The 24,314-nt window shown below is 49.9% G+C and carries 18 protein-coding genes; 12 read left to right on the top strand and 6 right to left on the bottom strand.

Annotated features, from left to right (window positions below; all coding sequences use genetic code 11):
• The first annotated feature begins 100 nt into the window (after positions 1-100).
• The 8 genes from sfsA (at position 101) to N7386_RS17655 (ending at position 7,109) form a co-directional block, all read left to right on the top strand.
• Complete coding sequence (gene sfsA, locus N7386_RS17620; RefSeq protein ID WP_279770038.1) at positions 101-805, top strand: DNA/RNA nuclease SfsA; 705 nt, start codon at positions 101-103, stop codon at positions 803-805.
• Positions 806-967: 162 nt separating this feature from the next.
• Complete coding sequence (dksA, locus tag N7386_RS17625) at positions 968-1,411, top strand: RNA polymerase-binding protein DksA (protein ID WP_011718198.1); 444 nt, start codon at positions 968-970, stop codon at positions 1,409-1,411.
• Positions 1,412-1,550: 139 nt separating this feature from the next.
• On the top strand, positions 1,551-2,447 hold the full coding sequence (gene gluQRS / locus N7386_RS17630; protein WP_279771058.1) for a tRNA glutamyl-Q(34) synthetase GluQRS: 897 nt from the start codon (positions 1,551-1,553) through the stop codon (positions 2,445-2,447).
• A 281-nt stretch (positions 2,448-2,728) separates the two neighbouring features.
• Positions 2,729-4,036 carry a polynucleotide adenylyltransferase PcnB gene (locus tag N7386_RS17635; RefSeq protein WP_258294297.1) on the top strand — a complete coding sequence of 436 codons (1,308 nt, stop codon included), beginning with the start codon at positions 2,729-2,731 and terminating at the stop codon, positions 4,034-4,036.
• Positions 4,036-4,524, top strand: coding sequence for a 2-amino-4-hydroxy-6-hydroxymethyldihydropteridine diphosphokinase (folK, locus tag N7386_RS17640; protein ID WP_220053814.1), 489 nt, complete (start codon positions 4,036-4,038; stop codon positions 4,522-4,524). The genes N7386_RS17635 and folK overlap by 1 nt, the downstream gene beginning before the upstream one ends.
• Before the next feature lie 56 nt (positions 4,525-4,580).
• On the top strand, positions 4,581-5,375 hold the full coding sequence (gene panB, locus N7386_RS17645; RefSeq protein WP_086903779.1) for a 3-methyl-2-oxobutanoate hydroxymethyltransferase: 795 nt from the start codon (positions 4,581-4,583) through the stop codon (positions 5,373-5,375).
• 76 nt (positions 5,376-5,451) lie between these two features.
• Positions 5,452-6,297, top strand: coding sequence for a pantoate--beta-alanine ligase (gene panC / locus N7386_RS17650; protein ID WP_279770044.1), 846 nt, complete (start codon positions 5,452-5,454; stop codon positions 6,295-6,297).
• A gap of 290 nt (positions 6,298-6,587) precedes the next feature.
• On the top strand, positions 6,588-7,109 hold the full coding sequence (locus tag N7386_RS17655; protein ID WP_248967567.1) for a DUF4124 domain-containing protein: 522 nt from the start codon (positions 6,588-6,590) through the stop codon (positions 7,107-7,109).
• 61 nt (positions 7,110-7,170) lie between these two features.
• On the opposite strand, the gene N7386_RS17660 is transcribed toward N7386_RS17655, so the two are convergent.
• Complete coding sequence (locus N7386_RS17660) at positions 7,171-9,678, bottom strand: S8 family serine peptidase (RefSeq protein WP_279770047.1); 2,508 nt, start codon at positions 9,676-9,678, stop codon at positions 7,171-7,173.
• Positions 9,679-10,079: 401 nt separating this feature from the next.
• On the opposite strand from N7386_RS17660, the gene N7386_RS17665 reads away from it, so the two are divergent.
• Complete coding sequence (locus tag N7386_RS17665; RefSeq protein WP_011718206.1) at positions 10,080-10,499, top strand: curlin; 420 nt, start codon at positions 10,080-10,082, stop codon at positions 10,497-10,499.
• Positions 10,500-10,513: 14 nt separating this feature from the next.
• Positions 10,514-12,022, top strand: coding sequence for a curlin (locus N7386_RS17670; protein ID WP_248967569.1), 1,509 nt, complete (start codon positions 10,514-10,516; stop codon positions 12,020-12,022).
• Positions 12,023-12,206: 184 nt separating this feature from the next.
• On the opposite strand, the gene N7386_RS17675 is transcribed toward N7386_RS17670, so the two are convergent.
• Together N7386_RS17675 and N7386_RS17680 are read right to left on the bottom strand one after the other, a co-directional pair.
• On the bottom strand, positions 12,207-12,872 hold the full coding sequence (locus N7386_RS17675; protein WP_011621517.1) for a LuxR C-terminal-related transcriptional regulator: 666 nt from the start codon (positions 12,870-12,872) through the stop codon (positions 12,207-12,209).
• Positions 12,873-13,250: 378 nt separating this feature from the next.
• Entirely contained in the window at positions 13,251-13,859 is a 609-nt protein-coding gene (locus N7386_RS17680) for a DUF2238 domain-containing protein (protein ID WP_279770050.1), read from the bottom strand.
• 155 nt (positions 13,860-14,014) lie between these two features.
• Here N7386_RS17680 and serA point away from each other — a divergent pair, with 155 nt between their 5' ends.
• Positions 14,015-15,244, top strand: a complete 1,230-nt coding sequence (serA, locus tag N7386_RS17685; protein ID WP_279770052.1) for a phosphoglycerate dehydrogenase — start codon at positions 14,015-14,017, stop codon at positions 15,242-15,244.
• A gap of 137 nt (positions 15,245-15,381) precedes the next feature.
• Complete coding sequence (gene ygfZ / locus N7386_RS17690) at positions 15,382-16,338, top strand: tRNA-modifying protein YgfZ (protein WP_279770054.1); 957 nt, start codon at positions 15,382-15,384, stop codon at positions 16,336-16,338.
• Positions 16,339-16,386: 48 nt separating this feature from the next.
• On the opposite strand, the gene N7386_RS17695 is transcribed toward ygfZ, so the two are convergent.
• The 3 genes from N7386_RS17695 to N7386_RS17705 form a co-directional block, all read right to left on the bottom strand.
• Positions 16,387-17,403, bottom strand: coding sequence for a two-component system response regulator (locus N7386_RS17695; RefSeq protein WP_011718212.1), 1,017 nt, complete (start codon positions 17,401-17,403; stop codon positions 16,387-16,389).
• 62 nt (positions 17,404-17,465) lie between these two features.
• Positions 17,466-22,769, bottom strand: a complete 5,304-nt coding sequence (locus N7386_RS17700; RefSeq protein ID WP_279770056.1) for a PAS domain S-box protein — start codon at positions 22,767-22,769, stop codon at positions 17,466-17,468.
• A 129-nt stretch (positions 22,770-22,898) separates the two neighbouring features.
• Positions 22,899-24,257 (bottom strand): sodium:alanine symporter family protein, encoded by a 1,359-nt coding sequence (locus tag N7386_RS17705; protein WP_126511881.1) that lies wholly within the window; start codon positions 24,255-24,257, stop codon positions 22,899-22,901.
• Positions 24,258-24,314: the final 57 nt, after the last annotated feature.

Raw genomic sequence — 24,314 nt, forward strand, 5'->3', positions numbered from 1 at the left:
GACTGAAAGCCATCGGCCTAAGTTACCGAGGTAAAATCTGTAAACATTTGCGAAATTTGTTAGTCTTGGGCGCCCAAATCACCTCGCTACAGGTTATAGCATGCACTTTAGTCCAGCACTGAAATCGGGAAAATTGCTCCAGCGCTACAAACGTTTTCTCGCCGATGTTCAACTCGAAGACGGCACTGAAATCACCCTGCATTGCCCTAATACCGGTTCAATGCGTAACTGCCTGTTCCCCGGTGAAACCGTATGGTTTTCGACTTCTAATAATCCTAAACGTAAATATGCCCATACATGGGAGTTGATGACCACGCCAACGGGTGGCCTTATCGGCATTCATTCGGGCAATGCCAACGCCATAGTCGAGGAAGCGCTTAATAAAGGTGTCATCACCGAACTTACAGGCTACGACAGCTTAAGCCGCGAAGTGAAGTACGGCGATGAAAACAGCCGCATCGATATCTTGCTTGAGGCTGCTCAAAAACCCGCCTGTTATATTGAAGTCAAAAGTTGTACTTTGCTTGAGGATGGCCAAGGTTATTTCCCCGATGCGGTGAGTCTTCGCGGCCAAAAACATCTGCGGGAATTAATGCACATGGCCAGCCTTGGGCATAGAGCCGTCTTGCTATTTGTCGTGCAACACACAGACATCCACAGCGTGGCCCCCGCGGCACATATCGACCCAGAATATGCTAACCTGTTGAAAAAGGCTGTTTTATCGGGAGTAGAAGTCCTAGCTTATCGCTGTGAGATTTCTGCCAGTGAGATACATCTAGCCCACGCTTGTCCAGTCCGGGTATGATGTTAAGATTCAGTAAAATGCATTTTCATTTCAATTAGCGAAGGCAATCAAAAAATTCTGCCAAGGTGAAATGAAAAATTTGCCTCAATGTGAAGATTCTGATATAGATAGCGGCCGTTCTTAAGGACGCCCTACAACGCAAATGATGACAGGAGATGCGTTATGCCTGAAGGCACCAAAAAACTTGGCGTACTCGCTATCGCAGGTGTAAGTCCCTACCAGGAAAAGCCGGGTGAGGAGTATATGAACGCTAAGCAACTGGGTCACTTCAAGATCATTCTTGAAGCTTGGCGCAATCAGTTGCGTGAGGAAGTCGACCGTACTCTGAGTCACATGCAGGACGAAGCAGCAAACTTTCCTGATCCTGTAGACCGTGCAGCGCAAGAAGAAGAGTTCAGTCTCGAACTGCGTGCCCGTGACAGAGAACGTAAACTGATCAAGAAGATCGAGAAAACCCTGCAAAAAATCGAAGAAGACGATTTTGGCTTCTGTGAAACCTGCGGTATCGAAATCGGTATTCGCCGTCTCGAAGCGCGTCCAACGGCCGATCAATGTATCGACTGTAAAACGCTTGCAGAGATCAAAGAGAAGCAAATGGCGGGTTAATCGGCCATCTCGGGCGGGGATTTCCCCGCCTACTTGCTTGTGCGTCTTGCATTAACATCCTCTCGTTTCACTTCGCTTTTTTGTTCGTATCCCCCTAAAATACAGCCACTTTGACTGGTTATTCCTGCACATTCCTATGATGGCGACTCACTCTTCCAACACTTCTACTTTGCAACCCTATGTTGGCCGTTTTGCCCCTTCGCCCTCGGGCGCACTGCATTTTGGCTCACTTATCGCCGCCCTAGGCAGTTATCTGCGGGCACGCTCATTAGGGGGAAAGTGGTTAATTCGCGTTGAAGATATTGATCCACCGCGGGAAGTTGCGGGCGCAGCCGATGATATTTTACGTACCTTAGAAGCATACGGTTTCGAATGGGATGACACTGTGCTGTACCAGAGTGCGCGCACCGAGGCCTATCAAGCCAAGCTAGACAAGTTACTCGCCGAAGATAATGCCTACTTTTGCCAGTGTAGTCGTAAACAGATCCAAGCCATGGGCGGGATTTACGATGGTCGCTGCCATCAGTTAGCCACACCACATCAATCGGGTGCAATCCGCATTGTAAATCGACAACACGTCGCCGAATTTAGCGATAACCTGATGGGAAAAGTCGTAGTGGACCATGCCTTTGCCGCGGAAGATTTTATTATCAAACGCAGCGATGGCCTGTATGCCTATCAACTGGCAGTGGTGCTGGATGATGCCTATCAAGGCATTACCGAAGTAGTACGGGGCTATGATTTAATCGAAGCCAGTTGTCGCCAATTAAGCCTGTATCAGACCTTTGGCCTAAGCGCGCCGCAGTGGTTGCACTTACCCTTAGCCTGCTTGACGCCGGGATTTAAGCTATCGAAACAAAACCATGCGCAGGCTATCGATAAACAGCATCCACAGGCGAGCCTTAATGCCGCCCTCGCCTTTTTAGGCCAAGCGCCAGTGGAGCCTACAACGGCGCCGCAAATGCTGGCTCAAGCGGTAGCGCAGTTTCAACTGTCGGCCATTCCGAAACAGCGGGAAATCTTGATAGCGCCTTAACCCCGTGGGGCGAGTTGCGGCCAAAAAGCATCATTTTAGCTGTGCTAAGTCGTGGCATAGCTCAAAAATCGCGATATACCCATCGGTGCGCAATTGGTATATCATAGCCGCCAGATTTTTAATCACATAACAGATACATTCCGAGGTGTCCCATTTTTCGCCGTATCAGCCAATTCTGCAAGCAGCTATTTGAAGACGCGCCTAAAACGACCGCTCCGACTCCAGCTCAGATTGAACCCCAAACGCCAGAACTCACTTCAGGCGGCTTAAGCTTGTCGCTCGTGCCTCGGGATGCGCATTCGATTTCCCGCAAGCAGATCAGCGAAAACGCACTTAAGGTATTATACCGATTGAATAAATCAGGTTTTCAGGCCTATTTAGTCGGTGGGGGCGTACGGGATTTACTCCTCGGACTCGAACCGAAAGACTTCGACGTGGTTACTAATGCGACGCCGGAAGAAATTAAAAAGCTGTTTCGCAATTGCCGCGTAGTCGGACGCCGCTTCCGCCTCGCCCATATTGTGTTTGGCCGCGATGTGATTGAAGTGGCCACCTTCCGTGGCCACCATGGCGACAGCAATGAAAAGATTTCTAAAGCCAATGCCGAAGGGCGTTTGCTCAGGGATAACGTGTATGGCGAAATCGATGAAGACGCAGAGCGCCGCGATTTTACCGTCAACGCCCTTTACTACGATATCAGCGACTACTCTATCCGCAGCTATGGCGGCGGTATGGAAGATCTTAAGGCGGGCACCTTAAGGCTGATTGGCGATCCCGAAACCCGTTACCGTGAAGATCCAGTGCGTATGCTCAGGGCTGTGCGTTTTGCCACTAAGCTCAGCATGGCGATTGATGAAGTGACCGCTAAACCTATCAAACAGTTAGCACCACTGCTCAAGGATATTCCGGCCGCCCGCATGTATGAAGAAGTGCTCAAACTCTTCTTCGCCGGCAAAGCCATGGCCAATTTTGAGATGATGCAGGAATATAAGCTGTTCGCACCGCTCTTCCCGCAAGTCGACGCCCAATTAAAAGATGCGCCTAAAGGCCCTGCGATGAAGATGGTGCAAGCCATCATGAAGAGCACGGACGCGCGCGTGAACGAAGATAAACCTGTCACTCCGTCCTTCTTCTATGCGGCGATCCTCTGGTATCCACTACGCCAACGCGCCGAAGATATTGCGGTCGAGAGCGGCCTGACCTTATACGATGCGTTTTTTGCCGCCATGGGTGATGTGATTGAGCAGCAATGCCAAACCATCAGTATTCCGCGCCGGTTTAGCACGCCTGCCAAAGACATCTGGCAATTGCAATTACGCTTCGATCGCAGCCAAGGCACTCGCGCCTTTAAACTACTAGAGCACCCTAAATTTAGAGCGGCCTACGACTTGCTGTTACTGCGCGGCGAAGTCGAAGGTGGCAATGTCGCCAAGAGTGCAGCATGGTGGCAACAGTTTGTTGAAGCGGATGAGACCGAGCGTTTGAATATCGCCCGCAGTGGTAACAAAGCGGCGGGTAACCGTAACCGCAATTCACCACAGCGCCGTCGCCGTCGCCCGAGTGCCGCGAAAGCCAAAGCCGCCGAATAATGACTCAGGTTTTTGTCGCCCTCGGGGCTAATCTTGAAGATCCTAAAGCTCAGCTGGACAATGCCGTTGCGGCCTTGTCCGCCTTAGCTGAAAATCAAAGCCTCAAGGTATCGCCCTATTACGGCTCCGCCCCCATGGGGGACGTAGTGCAACCCGACTATATCAATGCCGTTGCCAGCTTTGAGACCTCTCTGGCGCCCATCGACCTGTTAGATGCACTGCAAGAGATTGAAAACACTCAGGGCCGCGTCCGTAAAGAACGTTGGGGCCCCAGAACCTTAGATCTCGACTTACTCTTATATGGCGATGCCATTATCGATGAGCCCAGACTCAAAGTGCCGCACTACGGCATGAAGGAGCGTAGTTTTGTGCTAGTGCCCTTGGCGGCCATAGCACCGGATCTGGTGTTACCCTGTAAAACGCCGCTACGCAGCCTTATCAGTGAAAAATTCTTGGCCGAGTTACAACTACTGGGCAATGATCATTGAAGTCAGCCCCCAGTTAGCTTATAACACCACTTCTATTTGGTTTGAAGATCACCCATATGTCTAAAGTTACTAGCTCAACCCTGTTGAAATACAAACAGGAAGGTAGAAAATTCACCGCTCTGACAGCCTATGATGCCAGCTTTGCCAGTGCGTTCGACGGCGAAGGCATCGATGTGCTACTGGTCGGCGATTCTTTGGGAATGGTTCTGCAAGGCCACGATGATACGCTGCCCGTCACGACAGCCGAAATCGCCTACCACACGCGTTGTGTGCGTCGCGGTATCGAGCGCTCACTACTGATCGCCGACATGCCATTTATGAGTTACGCCACGCCAGAACAAGCCATGGAAAACGCCACTGCACTGATGCAGGCGGGTGCTAATATGGTCAAGCTGGAAGGCGGTCACTGGTTACTCGAAACCGTGACTAAACTGACCGAGCGCGGTATTCCTGTCTGCGCCCACTTGGGCCTCACCCCGCAATCGGTACACGTTTTTGGTGGCTTTAAAGTACAAGGCCGCGATGCTGAAAATGCCCAGCGCATTCTCGATGAAGCCAAAGCCTTAGAAGCCGCAGGCGCGCAGCTGTTAGTAGTTGAATGTATTCCGGCATCACTCGCCACCGCCATCACTCAAGCATTAACTATCCCTGTGATCGGCATCGGCGCAGGCGCCACGACAGATGGTCAGATCCTGGTAATGCACGACGTGCTCGGTATTTCGAGTGGTTATATTCCACGTTTTTCAAAGAACTACCTTAAGCAAACCGGTGAAATCCGCTCGGCGGTACGCGCTTATATTGAAGAAGTGGCCAATGGCACCTTCCCAAGTGCTGATCACACGTTTAACTAAGCGTGCTAGCACTCATTGAGCTAAATAGTGCTAAGCACACAGACGACTATTTCAAGTTTTAGCAAGGTAAGAGTTAATGATCACTAGCGCCCATATCGATGATATTCGTACTCAAGTGCGAGCATGGCGTGCCAAGGGCGAGACCGTCGCCTTTGTGCCTACCATGGGCAATCTCCATCAGGGACACATCACCTTAGTGAAAGAAGCGACGAAGAAATGCGACCATGTGGTCGTATCAATCTTCGTGAATCCTATGCAGTTCGGGCAGAACGAAGATCTCGATGCCTACCCGCGCACCCTAGAGGCCGACAGCCAAGCGCTGACCGCCGCGGGCGCCGAGCTGCTGTTCACCCCAACGCCTGCGATTATTTATCCTAAAGGTTTGGCGCAGCAAACCTATGTCGAAGTACCGGGAATTTCCGATGTACTCTGCGGCGCCAGTCGTCCCGGCCACTTCCGTGGCGTTGCAACTGTCGTCTGCAAACTGTTCAACATAGTGCAGCCCGATGTCGCCTTCTTTGGCAACAAGGATTATCAACAACTGTTAGTGATCCGCACTATGGTTGAAGATTTGTCACTGCCGATTGAAATTATTGGTGTGGAGACCATTCGTGAAGCCTCGGGCTTAGCCATGAGTTCACGCAATGGCTACCTGACAGCGGAAGAAAAAGCCGCGGCGCCGGCGCTGAAAAAAGCCATCGATGCCATGGCGCAAGGCATTAAGCAAGGCGTGAGCATCGAACAAGTCACTGCGGAAGCTAAAGCGAGCCTTATCGCCGCAGGCTTTACCCCGGATTACTTAGAAGTTCGCCATGCTACCACCCTGGCCCATGCTGAAGCTGCGGACCAAGCGCTAGTGATTCTGGCCGCCGCTTACTTAGGTAAAGCGCGTCTTATCGATAATCTGCGCTTCGACCGCTAAGGTTTTTTAGCATCATGAAAAAGGAGCTTAGGCTCCTTTTTTATTTGTGCGGTTCTGCGCAGACGCGCCTCAATTTATTGAGTGTCAAAAAAATTCCATCGTCAAAAAACTGGTTTTATTCTTTGAGTTACGCCATAGTATTCACGGTTGTTAATGCTAAGTAACAAGTATTTCTGCCCCTCGGATATATAGCTGCTAGAGTTTAAAGAACACGCAGACTCAGCTTCAATCTGACGCAGTAGCAATACGTATTTTATTCATCATCGCGGATACAAAGGATCTGTCGTCGAATGGCAAGACTCATAGTGACTCTTATTTGCGTGCTACTTCCTACAACTGCACTTGCAAATACCGTCTATAAATGTCGCAAGGACGATAAGGTCGTCTTTAGCCAAACCGCCTGCCCGCAGGAATATAGCCAACATAAGATTGAGTATCAGCTAGGGATCACCACGGAAACCGATTCAGACAAACGCGAGACGCCTGTCGACCCGCTGCAATCCTTGCTCAATAGCCAAACGATTTCTAAGGAAAAATTGCTGCAACTGCTCGATGCCGAACTGTATCGGCTAAAGCAGGAAAACAGCTATTTCGAAATCCTAAGGGCCAGTGAATTACAAAAGCTGGAGCGGCAGCGTTACTGGCAACATAAGGAAAAGGATGACCCTGAATACATCAGCCAGCTCAATAAAATTAACGATCATTTTAATGGCTTAACCTCAAATAACACTCAAGCAATACAGCAGTTATCCGACAGGAAAACACAAATTTCCGCCGAAACCGAACCTGAGGAAGCGAAAGAAAAACCTTAGCTTTCGAGTCTAGAGAACAAAAAAGGCGACCCTAGGGTCGCCTTGTTAATTTATGGCTTCATTAGAACTGTGCGACAACCGCCGCAGAACAGAGTGCGCCTGTGGTTTCACACACTTGGTACGTCACACTCGATGCCGTCGTTGTGAAGCGATCGCGGTAGTTACCATCGTTTTCAGTCGTGGCCACTAACTCGCCATCACGGTACAGGGCGACGCTTTCACCTAAGGCGCTATCCCATGTGAGGTCAACCATAGCGCTGCCACGACGAGAGACTAACGCACGAGTCACAGCGGCACTGATGCTATGCTCATACACTTGTACTTCCATGGTCACAGTGTTGCTATGCTCCATGGCGTCAGTCACGGTAAGCGACACTCTGTAGGTACCCGCGGCAACAAACACATGGCTTGGGTTCATTTCGCTAGAGTTTGTGTCATCACCAAAATCCCAGCTATAGCTCACGATATCGTCGTTTGCATCGGTACTGGTGTTAGTAAAGGCGACGCTTAAGCCTTCAACCGCATACTCGAAACCTGCAACAGGTGCCGCGGGAGAGGCTTCACCTAAGCCGCTGATCACTAAGCCCCAGTTATTCAGGGTGCCCGTGTCTGCGCCCGCATTGTCGTCAACAGATAATGACCAAGTACCCTGGGCATTTTCACCGTCAAACGCGCTTAAGTCCCAGCTCTTAACGATGTTGTCGGCGCTGCCGCCCTCACGGTTATGCAGAACCACTTCGGTGCCCGCTGGAGAGGTTAACACGACACGTAAATCACCAATCCAAGTGTGGCTGATATTCACATCGGCGGTCACACCAAAAATCTGCACATCGTCGGTCACGTCGATAGTGCTCACCACACCATTAGCGTTGTTATCAGGGATAGCAACAGCGTTTTCATTGCCATAGCTAAAGTCATTTAATCCCTGTGGAAACACATTCAGTGAAACGACTTTAGACTTTTCAATGGTGCCATCGGTACCTGTTACTGTGATGCTGTAATCACCCCAAGCAGTTTGCGCCGTTGTCGCAACATCTAAGGTAAATGAACTACCAGCTGAAACAGTTGAGGCTGATAAGGATACGCCTTCAAGCGCTGGAGACACGGCTACGCTAAGAGCCACATCACCTTCCCATCCAGCCACACTACCGACACTAAAGTTATAACTTGCCGTGTTGCCCGCTTCGACCGATTGCGATGCTGGCGATACGGTAAACTTATAACTAGGAGATGGGTTTGCCTGCTCTAAGGCATTTGCCACATTGAGGCGAGTCCCTGCCACGGTTTTACCAGTAAGGTCCGCATTCGCATCACCCGACGCCATCAGTAAGGATTTCATTTCTACTGGCGAGAGATCTGGATTTAATGACCACACGAGTGCCGCCGCACCTGTCACGTGGGGCGTCGCCATTGAGGTACCAGAGTAAGTGGCATAGCCACCGCCTGGAATGGTTGACAGAATCGCCGTGCCAGGCGCGCCCATATCAACACTGGTTAAGCCCCACTGTGAGAAATCTGACATACGGTCATTACGGTCGGTACTGGCAATAGACAACACCACATCCGAGTCATAGCTTGAGGGATAATGTGGGCTGGCATCATTGTCCACCGCGTCATTACCCGCTGCTGCAACGAATAAAATGCCTGCTTCACCACCCGCTTCAATCGCATCTTTTAAGGCTTGGCTAAAACTGCCGCCGCCCCAAGAGTTATTGGTAGCTTTGATATCAACGCCATGATTAACCTTAAGATCGGTAAAGTAGTCCAGACAGGCAATCGCGCCTGCGGTAGAACCATAACCATCGGCATCGAGGAACTGACAGGCGGCAATTTTAACGTCCCAGTTCACCCCAACGACACCCACGCCGTTATTGCCTTTAGCGCCAATAGTGCCAGATACATGGGTACCGTGGCCGTTGCCGTCCATTGGGTTACCGTTATTGTTGACCGCGCTGTAACCGTGAACATCGTCGATCACGCCGTTGCCGTCATCGTCGATGCCGTTATCTGGGATCTCGCCAGCATTCACCCACATGTTGGCCTGTAGATCGGGATGATTGTAATCCACCCCAGTGTCAATCACCCCAATCACCACATCCGAACTGCCGGTAGTGATTTCCCACGCTTCTGGTGCATCGATATCCGCATCGACGGTGCCACCGTTTTGTCCCGTGTTATTCATGCCCCACAGGCTAGCAAAGCTTGGATCATCAGGCGTGCCTATCGCCTTGAGAATATAGTTAGGTTCGGCATATTTCACCGCCGGATGACGGCTAATCACCTTAATTGCATCTTCAATATTGGCGCCTTTACGCAGGGCTAAACGTGCCAGTTTGCCATTGAGTAAATGCTGGAACTTATCATCGACACCGTCCGCATTGGCATCGGTTAAGGTGCCACGAATTAAACGCTGAGCCGCCGAGCGCTCCGCCTTCGTCGCATTGTCTTTATACACCACGAGAATGGCATCTTTTTCATAGACAGGGGCATCTTTTGCCATAGCGGGCACGGCTGACAGTGTCATCGCTCCTGCAATTGCTAACGCCAGTGGTGAGAGTTTTATCGACATATTGAGCTTCCTATAGTCCTTTACGTTGAAATTCTGGAACCGCAATTACGCAGCCTCCGCTCAAAATTGATTGGATAATAGCGACGAACATCCAGCATGTTTGCCGGTAAATTGTTGCCATAATGTTTCAACTTTAAAAAGCCGCCCACAGCGAAATACGACTTAACTACTAGACCGACTTGGTAGGTTAAAAGGGAAGATGTACGGCGCGTAAATAGACAATAAACTGATTTATCATAGGATTAACAAAAGTTAATCCAACCTAGCTGGCTATTGTTCCCCAACAAATAAATACCCTTTCGGCCAATTGTCTCTCGGCCCTATGACTCGTACCTTGATGCCTGAATTGGTTGGTGTGTTTTTCAGCCCGCCAAAACACCTATACATACAAGGAGTCACTTGTGCCAAGTCTATTAACACGCTTTTTGGTACTGCTCATCTTGTTATGTAGTTGTCTGACACCCAGCCAAGCGGCGGATGTCAGTGAACTGCCCATTACCCTGCAGGCGCTCATTGAGCGTTCTGGGCGCGATAACCTTATCGACCTAGTGCAGCAAGGTACGGCAAACCAAGCGATAGTGATCCAGTCGGGCAGCGATAACAGCGCCTATGCGACGCAAGCAGGTAACGACAACGTTTCGCTTGTGACACAGATTGGTTCCAACAATGAAGTCCAACTACTGCAAGTCGGCACTCAAAACACGGCTTCAATCACCCAGATTGGCAATGACAATTTGGTGCAATTGAACCAACTAGGAAGCGGCAATTTTTCGATCCAGCAGATTGCAGATGGTGCTGCAATCTCAATAACTCAGTATTAAACAGGGAGAGTCACATGAAATCACAAGCGAAAAAATCACTCATTGCGCTAGCTATTGCAACGGGCTTAAGTGGCCAGGCATTTGCAGCCAGTCTCATTAACGACATCAGCGTTGAACAAACTGGCCAAGGTCAAGACACCTTAGTGGCGCAAACTGGGTTAATTAACGCTGCAGCAGTTACTCAAACGGGTAACGACCAAGTTGCCACCGTATTACAAGACGGTGTGTGGCATGAAGCGCAAGTTAACTCAACGGGTGATGCCAACCAAGTCACTGTGACTCAACAAACGGATTGGCATGTTGCATCAGTTAACGTCACTGGCAATAACAACGAAGCTGAAGTAGCGCAGGATGGTTTCTTCAACCAAAGCAGCAACGACATCACTGGTAACGACAACCTGGTTTCTGTGAACCAATTAGGTGAAGTGAACGAAAGCTACGTTGAAATCACTGGCAACGAAAACAGTGCCTTTGTAGAACAAGAAGGCGATGCCAACCTCGCAGTATTCCGCGTTCAAGGCGATAACAACGATGGCGACATCAAGCAATACGGTAGCAACAACCAAGCGGGTTTAATCGCACTCGACCTGACAGCTAACGTGGGCAATAACAACGACGTATCGGTTGAACAGATTGGTAACAATAACTTTGGTGCGGCTAAAGGCATCGCGGGTAACGACAACAGCGTCGATATCTATCAAAAGGGTGAAAGCCATACTGGCTTCGTTTACGCCTTAGCGGGTAGCGAGAACGACATCACCATGAAACAAGAAGGCAGCAGCAACACTGCTTACCTGTCAATGACCACGGGTGATGACAACAGCATCGATATCGCTCAAGACGGTAACCGCAACACTGTAGGCGATACTTTAGTTGCCGACATTCAAGGTAACGACAACGACATTACTATCAAGCAACGTGGCGACAGCAACGGTGCAGAGTTCCAAGTATGGGGCGATAGCAACGACGTTGACTTAAAACAACGTGGTGATGCTAACTTCGCAACCTTTGGTGCTTACGGTACTGACAACGATTTCGACCTATCTTCTAAGGGTGATAACAACGAACTGGTTGCCTTCGCAACAGGTGAAGACAACAGCATCGAAATCAGCCAAGAAGGTGATGCGAACTTCGCTTATGTGGATGCCGTGGGTAACGACAACGAAGTAGATGTTGAGCAAGATGGTGATCAAAACGAGACTATCATCAGTGTAACGGGTAACAACAACGCCGATGTGACTGCACTGCAACACCGTGGTGATTTGAACCTTATCGATTTAATCATCGAAGGTGATGAAAACTCAGCTCAAATCACTCAAGCGGGTAACGGTAACTGGGTAGGTGGCGATAGCGGCACTTCATTCGCATCAAGCTCATTTGGTGTGCGTGGTGATAACAACAGCCTAATGATTACCCAAACTGGTAATGACAACTTAGTTGTTGGTTCGCAAGCAGGCAACAGCAACAGCATCAGCGTTAACCAAACTGGTGATATGAACGTTGCGACCGTTGTTCAGTACTAATCTCTATCGATAGGCCGTCTGCTGTAGGCGGCCCAATAAAAACGGGAACATGAATCATGTTCCCGTTTTTGTTTGCGTATAAAGCACAAAAGTGAGTTGCCGCTCGTCTTACCTTGCCGATGTAAATCACCGGTCCAGTTCACTCGCAACTCACCTTAGTGCATTTAAGGCGTAAGCTTTGAGCTTAACTGCAAAACTCAAAATGTGTTTGATAGGTCTGAGCCCAACGCAATAGCTCGACACGATTGCGGGACTGGGTCTTACGGAAAATAGAAGAAATATGTGCCTTCACCGTATGCTCACTGATGCAGAGTCGATGGGCGATTTCCTTATTACGCGCGCCGCTAGAGACAAACTGAATAATGGTTCGCTCCCTTGACGTTAGCGCTTGCAACATGGCAACGGTATCGGCGGGCATATCATTTTGCCCATCCAACTTTTGCACCACCCGGCGAAACATCTTACTGAGTAAGGTTCTGTCGTACCAAAGCTCATCGGCCACCATTTTGCGCAGCCCTGTTAGCATCAAATCCATGCGCTGATCCGCAAATAACAAACCGCGGATCCCCAGCAACATGGCTGACTCTTGGTCTAAGGAATTACGCTCGACTTGATACAAAGCGACGGGAACATGGGGCACCAGCCGTGAGGCCAACAGCGGAATGCCTTTATTATCTAAGGCTGCGCCTTTTTGGGCGATAAGACAAAAACTGCGTTGCCCTTTATCTAAATTTAGCTCGGAAGCCTGTTTAACAATCCGTGTTTTTAATCCGATAGATTCTGCCAGTATCGCCAAATGGCAAGGCGCTGCCACTTGATGCAGAAAAACTAACTCGTTGATAGTATTCACTTTACTCTTCTCCCTGAAAAGTATTTAGTTTTTATAGCCTAATGCTGAACTGAAGAGGGCAAATGTACACAAAGTACAATTAATTAACATAACCCATTTTGACTAGTTACCGCATGAATGCCATCACCCAAATGTACTAAATAATCACTCTTTTTATGGTGTAAGTTCGACTAACAGACCATAACGTTATCGATAAATAGTGATTAATCCTAGGGCTTGAGCTAAGTATGTCAGGTGTACACCTTAGTCTATAGGGGTCTCAATCGAAAGTTTAAACAAAAAACTAACAACGAAAGATGACAGTTTAAGGAATAAAAAATCCCTCCTAAGGCAGTCTTTCTTAGGAGGGATTTATCTGTGAGCTGTGAACTATCGCGCTTACGCGTGACCGATAAGTTTCGCGATTTGCCTATCCTGCACACGGGATAAACTGATTAGCGCGACAATGGCACCTATCAAGGCTAAAAACATATCCGATTGGGTATCCCACACATAACCCTGAGTGCCTAAAAAAGCCTCGGCGCCTTCGCCCGTCGCGGCGGCCACCCACCATTCGATCAGTTCGTAGAAGGCACTAAAGGCCAACACAAAGCAGGTGACTAAAAAGGCACACCATGCGCCAGGTTTAACGGCTTGATTACGTAACATAATCTCACGGGCTAACATGGCAGGAATAAAACCTTGGGCGAAATGCCCGACCTTGTCGTAGTTGTTGCGTTCAGTGCCCATCCACTGGGCAATCGTATCGAACAGTGGCACTTCGGCATAGGTATAGTGCGCGCCAACAAACAACACACAGCAATGCACCAGCACCAAAAAATACACTAAGGGCGTCAGCGGAAAACCCTTGCGGGTAAAAAAGAGCAAGGGCACGGCCACTAATGCGGGCAAGGCTTCGAGCCACCAGGTGAATGGATCTGCGGGTTTTATCGCCGACCATATTAAAACTGAGAGGTAAATACCGCACCAAATGATTTTGTTATTCAATGTTCCTTCCTCTTATGCGATATTGTTCTAATTCTAGAATATTAACTTTAGCCATCTAGCCCTCCACAGTGAGCAAAAAAAGTGCTACTTTGGAAGGCCAAGGCTGTCAGCATATCACACAGAACAATTTCAATTAATTAGAGGGTACCCATATCATGGCGAAACATTCGCTGGACAAGGATAAGATCAAGATCCTGTTGTTGGAAGGCGTCCACCAATCTGCGGTCGATGTATTTGAACGTGCTGGATACACCAATATCGAGTATCACAAAGCCTCCTTAGGTGATGAAGCCCTGCTCGAGTCCATCAAAGATGCTCACTTTGTTGGTATTCGTTCCCGTACCCAATTAACGGCTGATGTATTGAAGCGTGCCGAAAAACTGATTGCGATTGGTTGTTTCTGTATCGGTACCAACCAAGTGGATCTGGCGACCGCCGAATTACTCGGTATCCCCGTGTTTAACGCACCGTTTTCCAATACCCGCAGCGTGGCTGAACTGGTATTAGGCGAAATCATCATGTTGATGCGCGGCATTCCTGAACGTAATGCCATCGCCCATCGTGGTGGCTGGATGAAAACGGCCGCCGGCAGTTACGAAGTCCGTGGCAAAACCTTAGGTGTGATAGGTTATGGCCATATTGGTACACAGCTTGGGATCTTGGCTGAAACCTTAGGCATGCGCGTAGTGTTTTTCGATATCGAAGACAAACTACCATTAGGCAATGCCCAGCAAATCCATTCGATGGAACAATTACTGGCACAGTCCGATGTGATCAGTTTGCACGTCCCTGAGACAGCGCAAACCAAAGATATGATCAGCACCGCGGAATTTGCCGCTATGCGTAAAGGCAGCATCTTTATCAACGCCTCACGCGGCACTGTGGTTGATATCGATGCCCTGACAGTTGCTCTTAAAGAGCGTCACCTTTCAGGCGCGGCAATCGACGTATTCCCCGTCGAGCCACAATCGAATGATGATGAATTTATCAGCCCATTGCGTGGCTTAGACAATGTGCTGTTGACCCCGCACGTGGGTGGCAGCACTGCCGAAGCCCAGGAAAATATAGGTATCGAAGTGGCTGGTAAGTTAGCCAAATACTCAGACAACGGTTCGACCGTTTCTGCGGTTAACTTCCCTGAAGTGTCGCTGCCAATGCACAAAGGCATTTCGCGCTTACTGCACATTCACCAAAACCGTCCTGGCGTGCTGATCAAAATCAACAAAGCCTTCTCTGAAAAAGGCATCAACATTGCCGCTCAGTATCTGCAAACCACAGCTGAAATCGGTTATGTGGTGATGGAAGTCGATACTCACCAAGCCGAGGAAGCACTGGTCGAACTTAAGGCCATTGAAGGCACACTGCGCACCCGCGTATTGTTCTAAGGCTTTACGCACTCAGCTTGAGTGTATTTATAAGGCGCACATTTCATTCAAGATATGTGCGCCTTATGCTTTTGAGCGCCGCTTAATTCCGCTACAATCTAGCCTCTTGCATCGTCTTCATTTTCAGGATCTCCGCTATGACTATTGCAGTTTCGACACCCACTTGGGATCTGGACGCCTCAATGCCTCCACTTATGCTCGCCAACCTATCCCACCTCGGCCTCATCAAAGTGGTCGGCGAACAGGGTCGCAGTTTTATCCATGGTCAAGTCACCACGGATATCAGCTCACTCGAAGCCAACCAATGGCGCTGGGGCGCACATTGCGATCCTAAGGGTAAGATGCTCGCCAGCTTCCGCACCTTCGCCATCCAAGATGCGCTGTTGATGCTGATGCCAAAGGACACCCTAGAGCTCGACCTGCCACAACTGCAAAAATATGCCGTATTTAGCAAGGCAACCCTGACAAATGCGACGGCTGAGTGGACATTACTCGGCGTAGCAGGCGAACAAGCAACACAATTTGTGACCCAACACTTTGGGGAAATCACTGAAGAACTTACACTGGTCGAACATGGCGCCATTTTAAAGGATGCGGATCGTTTTATTCTGGTTCTGCAGCCAGAGGCGGCAACTACCTTAGTGGGCGAGCACACAGTGTTTGATGCCAGCGCTTGGCAAGCCTTAGAAATTACAGCAGGCTACCCTAACCTAGCGCCAAGCCATGCTAATCAATATGTGCCGCAGATGTGTAACCTACAGGCTATCAACGGCATCAGTTTTAACAAAGGCTGCTACATGGGCCAAGAAACTGTGGCTCGGATGAAATACCGTGGCGGTAACAAGCGCGCGCTCTATATTCTCCACGGCACGACTTCCTCAGACATCAATTTGGAAAGTGCTCTCGAGATCGAATTGGAAGATGGCTATCGCAAGGGCGGGCAAATTATTGAGTTCGTACAGCGTGGTAATCAAGTACTGCTCACCGCTGTGCTGGCAAACGATACCGCGAACGATGCCAAGCTGCGCTTTGCCGACGATGAGCAATCCAGCTTACACATTAAAGCATTACCCTACTCGCTCGAAGAAGCCTAGCTTCTAAACGAGTCGTATTGAAAAAGGCGCCCTAGGCGCCTTTTGCTTTTAATGCTCGATATAAGTATCTCGAATCGCCACCACCTCGGGCAGAATTTGCTTAAATTCCTCCACCAGCTTAGGGTCAAAGTGTTTGCCCGCTTGGCTTTCGAGTAACTCGACCGTGGCTTCGATTGTCCAAGGCTCCTTATAAGGACGGCGCGAAGTCAGGGCGTCGAAGACATCCGCAATCGCCACAATCCGGCCTTCAATCGGAATATTTTCCCCTGACAAACCATTAGGATAACCAGAACCGTCCCATTTCTCATGGTGGGTCAAGGCGATGCGCCGCGCCATTTGCAGCAGTGGATCGCCATGTTCGCCAATGATCTCTGCACCAATGGCAGCATGTTGTTGCATGATTTCCCACTCATCGGCATCAAGCTTACCGGGCTTTTTCAGCACCGCATCGGGCGTGCCGATTTTCCCTATGTCATGCATGGGCGCCGCGTTATACAACAGCTCGCAGAAGGTGCTAGGCAAGCCCAGTTTAACGGCCAGCATCCGTGCATAGTGGCTCATACGCACAACGTGCAGGCCCGTTTCGTTGTCTTTGTATTCGGCGGCGCGACCTAAGCGGCGGATAATTTCGAAGCGAGTTTCTTCTAGCTCTTGGGTGCGTTCTTTGACTTGTTGTTCTAGCAGGCGTTTTTGATCGTATAGCGCCAGATGGGTTCGCACCCGTGCTTTTACCACGGGAGCACTCACAGGCTTAGTGATGTAATCGACGGCGCCGAGTTCAAACCCTTGAGTCTCGTCGGCCACCTCAGACAAGGCGGTCACAAAAATCACCGGAATATGGCAAGTTAAAGGCTCCTGCTTAAGCAGCTTACAGACTTCATAGCCGTTCATGCCAGGCATCATTACGTCGAGTAAAATCAAATCCGGCAGGGTTTTGGCGACAAGGGCGAGCGCTCTTGGTCCATCAATCGCCACCTTGACCTTATAATCCTCACCGAGTATGCCCACTAAAATATCGATATTTTCCGGTGTATCATCGACGACCAATATTGTTGCCTTATCCATCAACACTTTCACCTTATCCTGTGGCTTATCAATGGCCAATACCGCACTCTCTTGACCGGTTTTTAGGTTAATTCCGCAAGCACTTCATCAATCAAATCCACTGCTTCATCAAACTGATACTGATTAATCATAGTCAGGGCTGGGCTGAGCTGCAGCCATAACTTGCTACTCACCTGAGGTTTTAACGCATCGATTTGCGCCACCGCATCTGAGTCAGCATCCTCTAGGCTTTGTCGCAGCTGTTTTAAGGCGGTGACTAGCGCCTCTGGCGAGAGTTGTTCGCTCGTCGATGTAGTCGACTCCTCAAACTGCGGCTTGACCCGCTCAATGGCATCACAAATCGACGCCACTAGCGCTTGGATTTGGTCTAACTCAGTTTGGTATTCGCTCTTCTCACTTAAGTGCAACTCTAGTTGGCGGGCTAATTCCACCAGCTTGCTAGAGCTTAAGTTACCCGCGAGCCCCTTCAAGGTATGCGCCATCCGCACGGCATCGTCACGTTTGTCATTGGCGAGCGCTTTATTGATGAGATCCACCACATTACGCTGACTGGTAACGAAACGATCGAAGCTCCTTTGATACAAACGGGTAGAGTTTTGAACTAACTGTAGCCCCCTGTCGATATCCAGCTCAGGATGCTCGGGCCATTTCACGACTGAATCTGAATCTAAGTTGATAGGTTTAACAGGGATTTCAACTAATTGACTCGGTGCATCACCCTCGGCTGGCGGCACGCCGCCACCTAAATATTTGAGCAGGGTTTGATACAGTAAGTTGACCTCAATCGGCTTAGCGATATGGTCGTTCATCCCTGCTTTTAGACACATTTCCTTATCACCCGCCATCGCATTAGCCGTCATCGCAATCACGGGTAACTCATTAAGTTCGGGGCGTTTTCTCAGCGCCTGTGTGGCCTGATAACCGTCCATCACTGGCATCTGACAATCCATCAATACCAAATCGAAACTCTGCTGCGCCAGCTTATCGAGCGCGATTTGACCATTGGTGGCGATAGATAGAATAATCCCCACTTGCTCTAAAAACTCGGTGGCCACCTCAAGGTTCATCTCGTTATCCTCCACCAAGAGGATACGCTTGCCCTTAAGCGGCAACAGGAGTTTAGGATCTATGCTCTCACTATTACGTCTGACAGGCAGGACGCCAGCTCGGCCCAGAGAATTCATAATGCCATCGAGTAACCGCGAGGCGCTGATGGGTTTACTGATATAGCCCGCCAAGCCCAACGCCTCAATTTGGCTTAAGAACTCTTGGGTCGCATGGGCCGACACCATCAAGATCCGCGGCGCCTTCTTCGCCTGTTGTTTGATTTGCTTAGCCGTTTCGAGCCCATCGAGATTTGGCATCTTCCAGTCAATCAGGGCAACAGCATATTCCTGCTGGATACAACGTGTCACCGCTTCTTCACCGGAGCGCACCGTATCGACCCTAAAGCCCATGCTTTCTAAGGTGGTACGCATAATGTCACGGGCGGTGGCATTGTCGTCGGCAACCAGAATCGGCATGCCTTCGAGCTCTTGGGCGACCGTTAGCTTTTGACCGCTAGAAATCTGCAACTTAACGGTAAAGTAGAAGGTACTGCCGTGGCCGAATTGACTCTCAACCCCAATGGTGCCGCCCATCAGCTCGACTAACTGCTTACAAATCGCCAGCCCTAAGCCTGTGCCGCCATATTTACGGGTTGTCGAGGTGTCGGCCTGACTGAAGGACTTAAACAATTTAGCCTGTTGTTCGGCGGTTAAGCCGATACCGCTATCGCGAACACTAAAGCGCAGCACCACATCATCATTTTGCTGCTCAACCAAGTTGAGCGATAACAACACTTCGCCCCGCTCGGTAAACTTAATCGCGTTGTTCATCAAATTGATCAGCACTTGTCCTAGGCGCAGCGAATCACCAAACAAGTGCCTAGGTACATTCGGCGCCACCGCAAACAACAGTTCAAGCTGTTTATGGGCCGCCTTCTCGGAGAACATATCGCTGAGATCTTCCAGCATGGTATCGAGCTGGAAGGGAACCGATTCGATATCTAACTTACCTGCTTCAATTTTGGAGAAGTCGAGGATGTCGTTAATGATGGAGAGCAAGGATTTTGAGGCGCGCTCAATTTTCTCCACATAATTTTTCTGCTTCTTATCGAGATCTGTCTGCAAACAAAGCTGCGACATACCGATAATCGCATTCATGGGTGTACGGATTTCGTGGGACATGTTGGCCAAGAAGTCGCCCTTGGCTTTACTCGCCGCATCGGCCTCTTCCTTAGCGACTAACAGCTCGTTAGATAAGAGTTTTAACTCGGTCATATCGACCATACTGACCACAGCCGATTCAAACTGTTTCTGGCTATTGAACAGCGCCGACACATTGACCGTCATCCACAGCGGCTCACCATTGGGGCGAATAAAGCTGCGCTCGCCACGATAATGGTTGACTCGACCTTCGGCTAACTCCTTAAATTGCGCCTTAGCCGCTTCTTTATCCTGTAGGCTTAAGACCTCGAAAATCGACATGCCACAGAGGGACTCACGGGATTGGCCCATGTCCTCACAATATTGGTCGTTACAGTCGAGGATCACCCCTTTTGCATCGACGTTCACAATACCTATAGTAGAACCATCGAATAGCGCCTTAAAGTGCGCTTCGCTGACCGCTAACTCTTCTTCGATGGCCTTACGCTCGGTAATATCCATCACATAGCCATTCCAGATAATGGCGCCATCTTCGTCGTAATGACCACTCGCCCCGGCTTCCATCCAACGAAGGCTGCCATTAGGATGGCTATAACGGAACTCGCGAACCCATTGCAATTTGTCCTCACTCTTGCCCGCTAAGGCGCGCACAACTTCGGGGCGCTCTTCATCAAAAATCCGCTCGGCGATGATATTAAAGTCGCTCAGTAACTCATCACGGTGCAGCCCTAACATATGGAAGGCCGCGCCAGAGAGGAAGGTAAAAGTGCGATCCGCGGCGGAAACCCAGCGTAATTGGTACACGGTACAAGGGATGGATTCGGTGATATTCGTTAGCTGCTGACGCGAACTCTCAAGCTCAACCAATGCCAGCTTACTCTCGGTAATATCATCGATACTGCCGTCGAACCACAGTGGGAAGCCCTCATCGGTGTAACTTGCCTTACCCTTTTCATGTACCCAGCGCACGCTGCCATCGCGGTGGCGGATGCGGTATTCCACCTCAAAGGTTTCCTGCTGCGCCAGCGCCCTATCGATATGCTGATGGCAGAGCTCACGGTCTTCTTCCAAGATCAGCGAGGCGAAGGTTCGTTGGCGGCTCTCAATAAACTGGCTTGCGGCATAACCTGTAATTTCGGCAATGTTTTCACTGATATATTCCATCACCCACACATCACCGATGCGAGTGCGGTAGACGGCGCCGGGAATATTGGTCACCAGGCCGCGGAACCTTAATTCGCTGTCTCGAATTTTTTGCTCCACCGCTAACTTCTGGGTCATATCCCGAATCGATGCTGCCACTTGGCGGCGACCTTCATGATCGGCAGGCAAAATACTCAAGGCGATTTCAGCGAAAAACTCCCCGCCATCGGCTTTGAGCGCCCTCACATGGCGCGCATTGGCCATAGGGCGATCGCGGCCTTCGCGTAAAAATTGCAGGCGGTCGCGGGCATGGTTGCTGCGCATGGTTTCGGGTAAAAGCGACTCAACCTGTAACCCCAACATGCTGTTAACATCGTAACCAAAGAGGAGCTGACAACGAGTGTTACTGAAGACAATAACCCCCATTTGGTCCACGATTAGCATGGCCTCTGGCGCCGCTTCGAGCACGGCATTGGACCAAGCGGCGGCGGAGAACTGCTCCGTCACATCGGTAAATAACATCTCCACCGACATCAGCTCGCCCGTATCCGAAACCAAGGGTTGCATAAAGAGCTCGAGTATACGTGGATGGCCATTGGCATCCTGCAATTCCACTTGGTGGGAGGGAACGTTTTGTCCCTTCAGAGCCAAGTCTGTGTATTCCCAATTCTTTTCATTTAAGGGATTGGCAGTAAAGAGTCGTTGGTACTTACGCTTGAGCAGCTCGGGCGACATGCCTAAGACCTTAGTGACGCCCTCACTCACCTGTGCCAGTTGCCCTGAAGGGTCGAGCGAACAGTAGAAGGACTTATCGCTCATACCATCAATCAGCCGAGCGAAGCGGTTACCCCGGGAGTCTAAAATCGCCTGTTCACGTTCGGCGAGAAGCTCTGCCATCTGGTTAAAGGTACTGCTTAAGGTGACTATTTCACTCACAGCGCCTTTGGGGATCGCTAACTGTTGGGCCTTACCCTGACCGAAGGCCAAAATGCCCGATTCCAACGCCTCAAGCGGCCGAGTCAAACGTTTAGCGGCGATATAGCAGGTCAATATCAATAACAGCGTGAGCAAGCTGAGGTTAAGCACCACCGCAGCCACATCATCTAATAGCGTGGTAAACAACTGATGTTCGGGCACCATGACAATGACGCGCCATTTGAGCTTAGCGACCGAAGCGACACTAGCGAGGTAGACTATGTTCTTGTCATCCACAAACCGGGCTTGGCCATTGACCCCCTTATCCAATAGCGCCCAAAAGTCACTATTGCGGCGAGTGTTTCTATCGAGCCATTCGGCTGAGGTGACGGCGAGCACTTTCTCTTTATCATTGTGGAAGATAAGCCGCCCTTGATCATCCAGCACCACTAACTCACTTGGCTGAACCCCCAATTGCTCGGGCAATTTATCGAGGGCTAAGTCGACCGTCGCCACCCCAAAGTAATCGTTTTCAGGACCAAAAGGGACGGAATAGGTCACCATCAGGGTGTTACCCGCACCTTCGTCAAAGTAGGCTTTAGACCAATAGCCCCCCGGTTGATTAATGGCCTTAGACCACCAATCCCAAGAGCCATCGGTGTAGTCATAACCTTCGGCGCCAATATCTAGATAATGGAAACTGTCACCATCGCGGTAAACATAGGGGGAAAAGAGTTTTTTATCGGGGAAGGTATAAGGTTTAAAGGCGACGGCGGAGCCGTAGAAATCGGGGTTACGTTCGAGGCGATTAGTGAGCACTCGTTTGATTTTCTCACTATTATTGATGCCCTCCTTATTGGAGATGAAACCAATAAAATCCGCAACACCTTGTGTATTGGCCTGCGCGTGCTCAAACAATAGCTGTAAGCGATAGGCTGAATGATTCGACTCCTGCGCTAAGGTGTCGTATAGCTTGCGCTCGGCAGACAGGTAATTAAACCAAGAATTAATGCCATACACGCCGGCCATGATTAAGATCAGTGGCAGCGCGATATGGGATAGGATCTTGCTGCGAAAGGTGCGGAGTTTACTTCTGTCCATGGCGTCGCCTCAAAGTTCTCATCTCAATGTGCTATTTTTTCGAACAGCATCTATTAAAGTAAACGAAGAACCCTGCGGCGATAATCCCAAAGTTAAAATAATGTGAAGTAATATATTGTTTTCACAACATTAATAAATTGGGTCTAGTGTACGGTTTGTGAATGTCCGAACAAAATAGCTTTGGGTTTCAGCAATAATGACGTGCCTTAATCCAATAATCGCAATCAGGTTAGGTATCGCCATTAAACCGTTTACCGTATCGGCCAATAACCAGATCACATCCAGCTTGATAAAAGCCCCCACTGCAATCAAACCTAAAAATAGCACTTGGTAAGCTCGCAGCCCACGCTCGCCCACTAAGTAATACCAGCAGCGCTCGCCATAGTAGTGCCAGCCTAAAATCGTGGTAAACGCAAAGCAGACTAAGGCGATAGTCACTAAATATTGACCGACGACCGCCGAGCCACCTAGGCTGAAGGCCGCGCTCGTCATGGCAGCACCTGCAGTATCACCGCTCCAGACTCCGGTGATAATCAGTACCAGCCCTGTCATAGTGCAGATGATGATGGTATCGAAAAAGGTGCCCGTCATGCTGACTAAGCCCTGCTCGACCGGCTCATTGGTTTTCGCCGCCGCGGCAGCAATTGGCGCGCTACCGAGGCCTGACTCGTTGGAAAATACCCCGCGGGCAATCCCCATTTGAATCGCCTGCGCCACAGTTGCGCCTAAGAATCCCCCCGCCGCCGAGACAGGCGTAAAGGCCGACTCCACCACTAATTGCAAGGCGGGTAAAATCGATTCGGCAAAACTCACTAAAATCCATACACAAGCCAGCACATAACCAATCGACATCGCTGGCACTAACTTTTGCGCCACGTTGGAAATCCGCTTCACCCCACCTAAGGTCACCGCCGCGACTAACAGGGTGAGCACCAATGCCGTGGCCCAAGTGGGCACCTCAAAGGCAATGGTCAGGGCATCGCTAATCGCATTCACTTGGGCGAAAGTACCAATACCGAAAAACGCGACTCCCACACCAAACAGGGCAAACAATTTTGCCATCCAATGTATGCCCAAACCCCGCTCGATATAATACATAGGGCCGCCCGCAATTTGTCCGCGCGCATCGGTAGTGCGGTATTTTACCGCCAACATACATTCGGCATATTTGGTCGCCATGCCAAAGAAGGCCGCCAGCCACATCCAAAATAATGCCCCTGGGCCACCCATCTTAATCGCGGTTGCCACCCCGACAATATTGCCCGTACCAATGGTGGCCGAGAGTGCCGTGCACAGGGCGGCGAAGGAAGAAAGATCCCCATGCCCTTTGGCGGGTTTAAACAATAAACCGAGAGCCATTGGTAGACGAAACACTTGGATAAGCCGCAAACGCAAGGTGAGATAGATGCCCGTACCTACGAGTAAACACAGGGTAACGGGTCCCCAAACGATACCGTTCAGGCTACTGAGTAAAGCTTGAAAACTCATGATATTCCTCAATTATTAAACAACTAAATTAATAAAGGAGGAGGAAAAGAAATGGCT

The organism is Shewanella sp. GD04112 (assembly GCF_029835735.1).
In the GTDB taxonomy this organism is placed as follows: domain Bacteria; phylum Pseudomonadota; class Gammaproteobacteria; order Enterobacterales; family Shewanellaceae; genus Shewanella.

Excerpts from the sequence above, each read along its gene's own strand:
- gluQRS (WP_279771058.1), top strand. The coding sequence starts at position 1,551 with ATGGCGACTCACTCTTCCAACACTTCTACTTTGCAACCCTATGTTGGC.
- folK (WP_220053814.1), top strand. The coding sequence starts at position 4,036 with ATGACTCAGGTTTTTGTCGCCCTCGGGGCTAATCTTGAAGATCCTAAA.
- serA (WP_279770052.1), top strand. The coding sequence starts at position 14,015 with ATGGCGAAACATTCGCTGGACAAGGATAAGATCAAGATCCTGTTGTTG.
- N7386_RS17655 (WP_248967567.1), top strand. The coding sequence starts at position 6,588 with ATGGCAAGACTCATAGTGACTCTTATTTGCGTGCTACTTCCTACAACT.
- panB (WP_086903779.1), top strand. The coding sequence starts at position 4,581 with ATGTCTAAAGTTACTAGCTCAACCCTGTTGAAATACAAACAGGAAGGT.
- ygfZ (WP_279770054.1), top strand. The coding sequence starts at position 15,382 with ATGACTATTGCAGTTTCGACACCCACTTGGGATCTGGACGCCTCAATG.
- dksA (WP_011718198.1), top strand. The coding sequence starts at position 968 with ATGCCTGAAGGCACCAAAAAACTTGGCGTACTCGCTATCGCAGGTGTA.
- N7386_RS17700 (WP_279770056.1), bottom strand. The coding sequence starts at position 22,769 with ATGGACAGAAGTAAACTCCGCACCTTTCGCAGCAAGATCCTATCCCAT.
- N7386_RS17695 (WP_011718212.1), bottom strand. The coding sequence starts at position 17,403 with ATGGATAAGGCAACAATATTGGTCGTCGATGATACACCGGAAAATATC.
- N7386_RS17705 (WP_126511881.1), bottom strand. The coding sequence starts at position 24,257 with ATGAGTTTTCAAGCTTTACTCAGTAGCCTGAACGGTATCGTTTGGGGA.
- N7386_RS17660 (WP_279770047.1), bottom strand. The coding sequence starts at position 9,678 with ATGTCGATAAAACTCTCACCACTGGCGTTAGCAATTGCAGGAGCGATG.
- panC (WP_279770044.1), top strand. The coding sequence starts at position 5,452 with ATGATCACTAGCGCCCATATCGATGATATTCGTACTCAAGTGCGAGCA.
- sfsA (WP_279770038.1), top strand. The coding sequence starts at position 101 with ATGCACTTTAGTCCAGCACTGAAATCGGGAAAATTGCTCCAGCGCTAC.
- N7386_RS17670 (WP_248967569.1), top strand. The coding sequence starts at position 10,514 with ATGAAATCACAAGCGAAAAAATCACTCATTGCGCTAGCTATTGCAACG.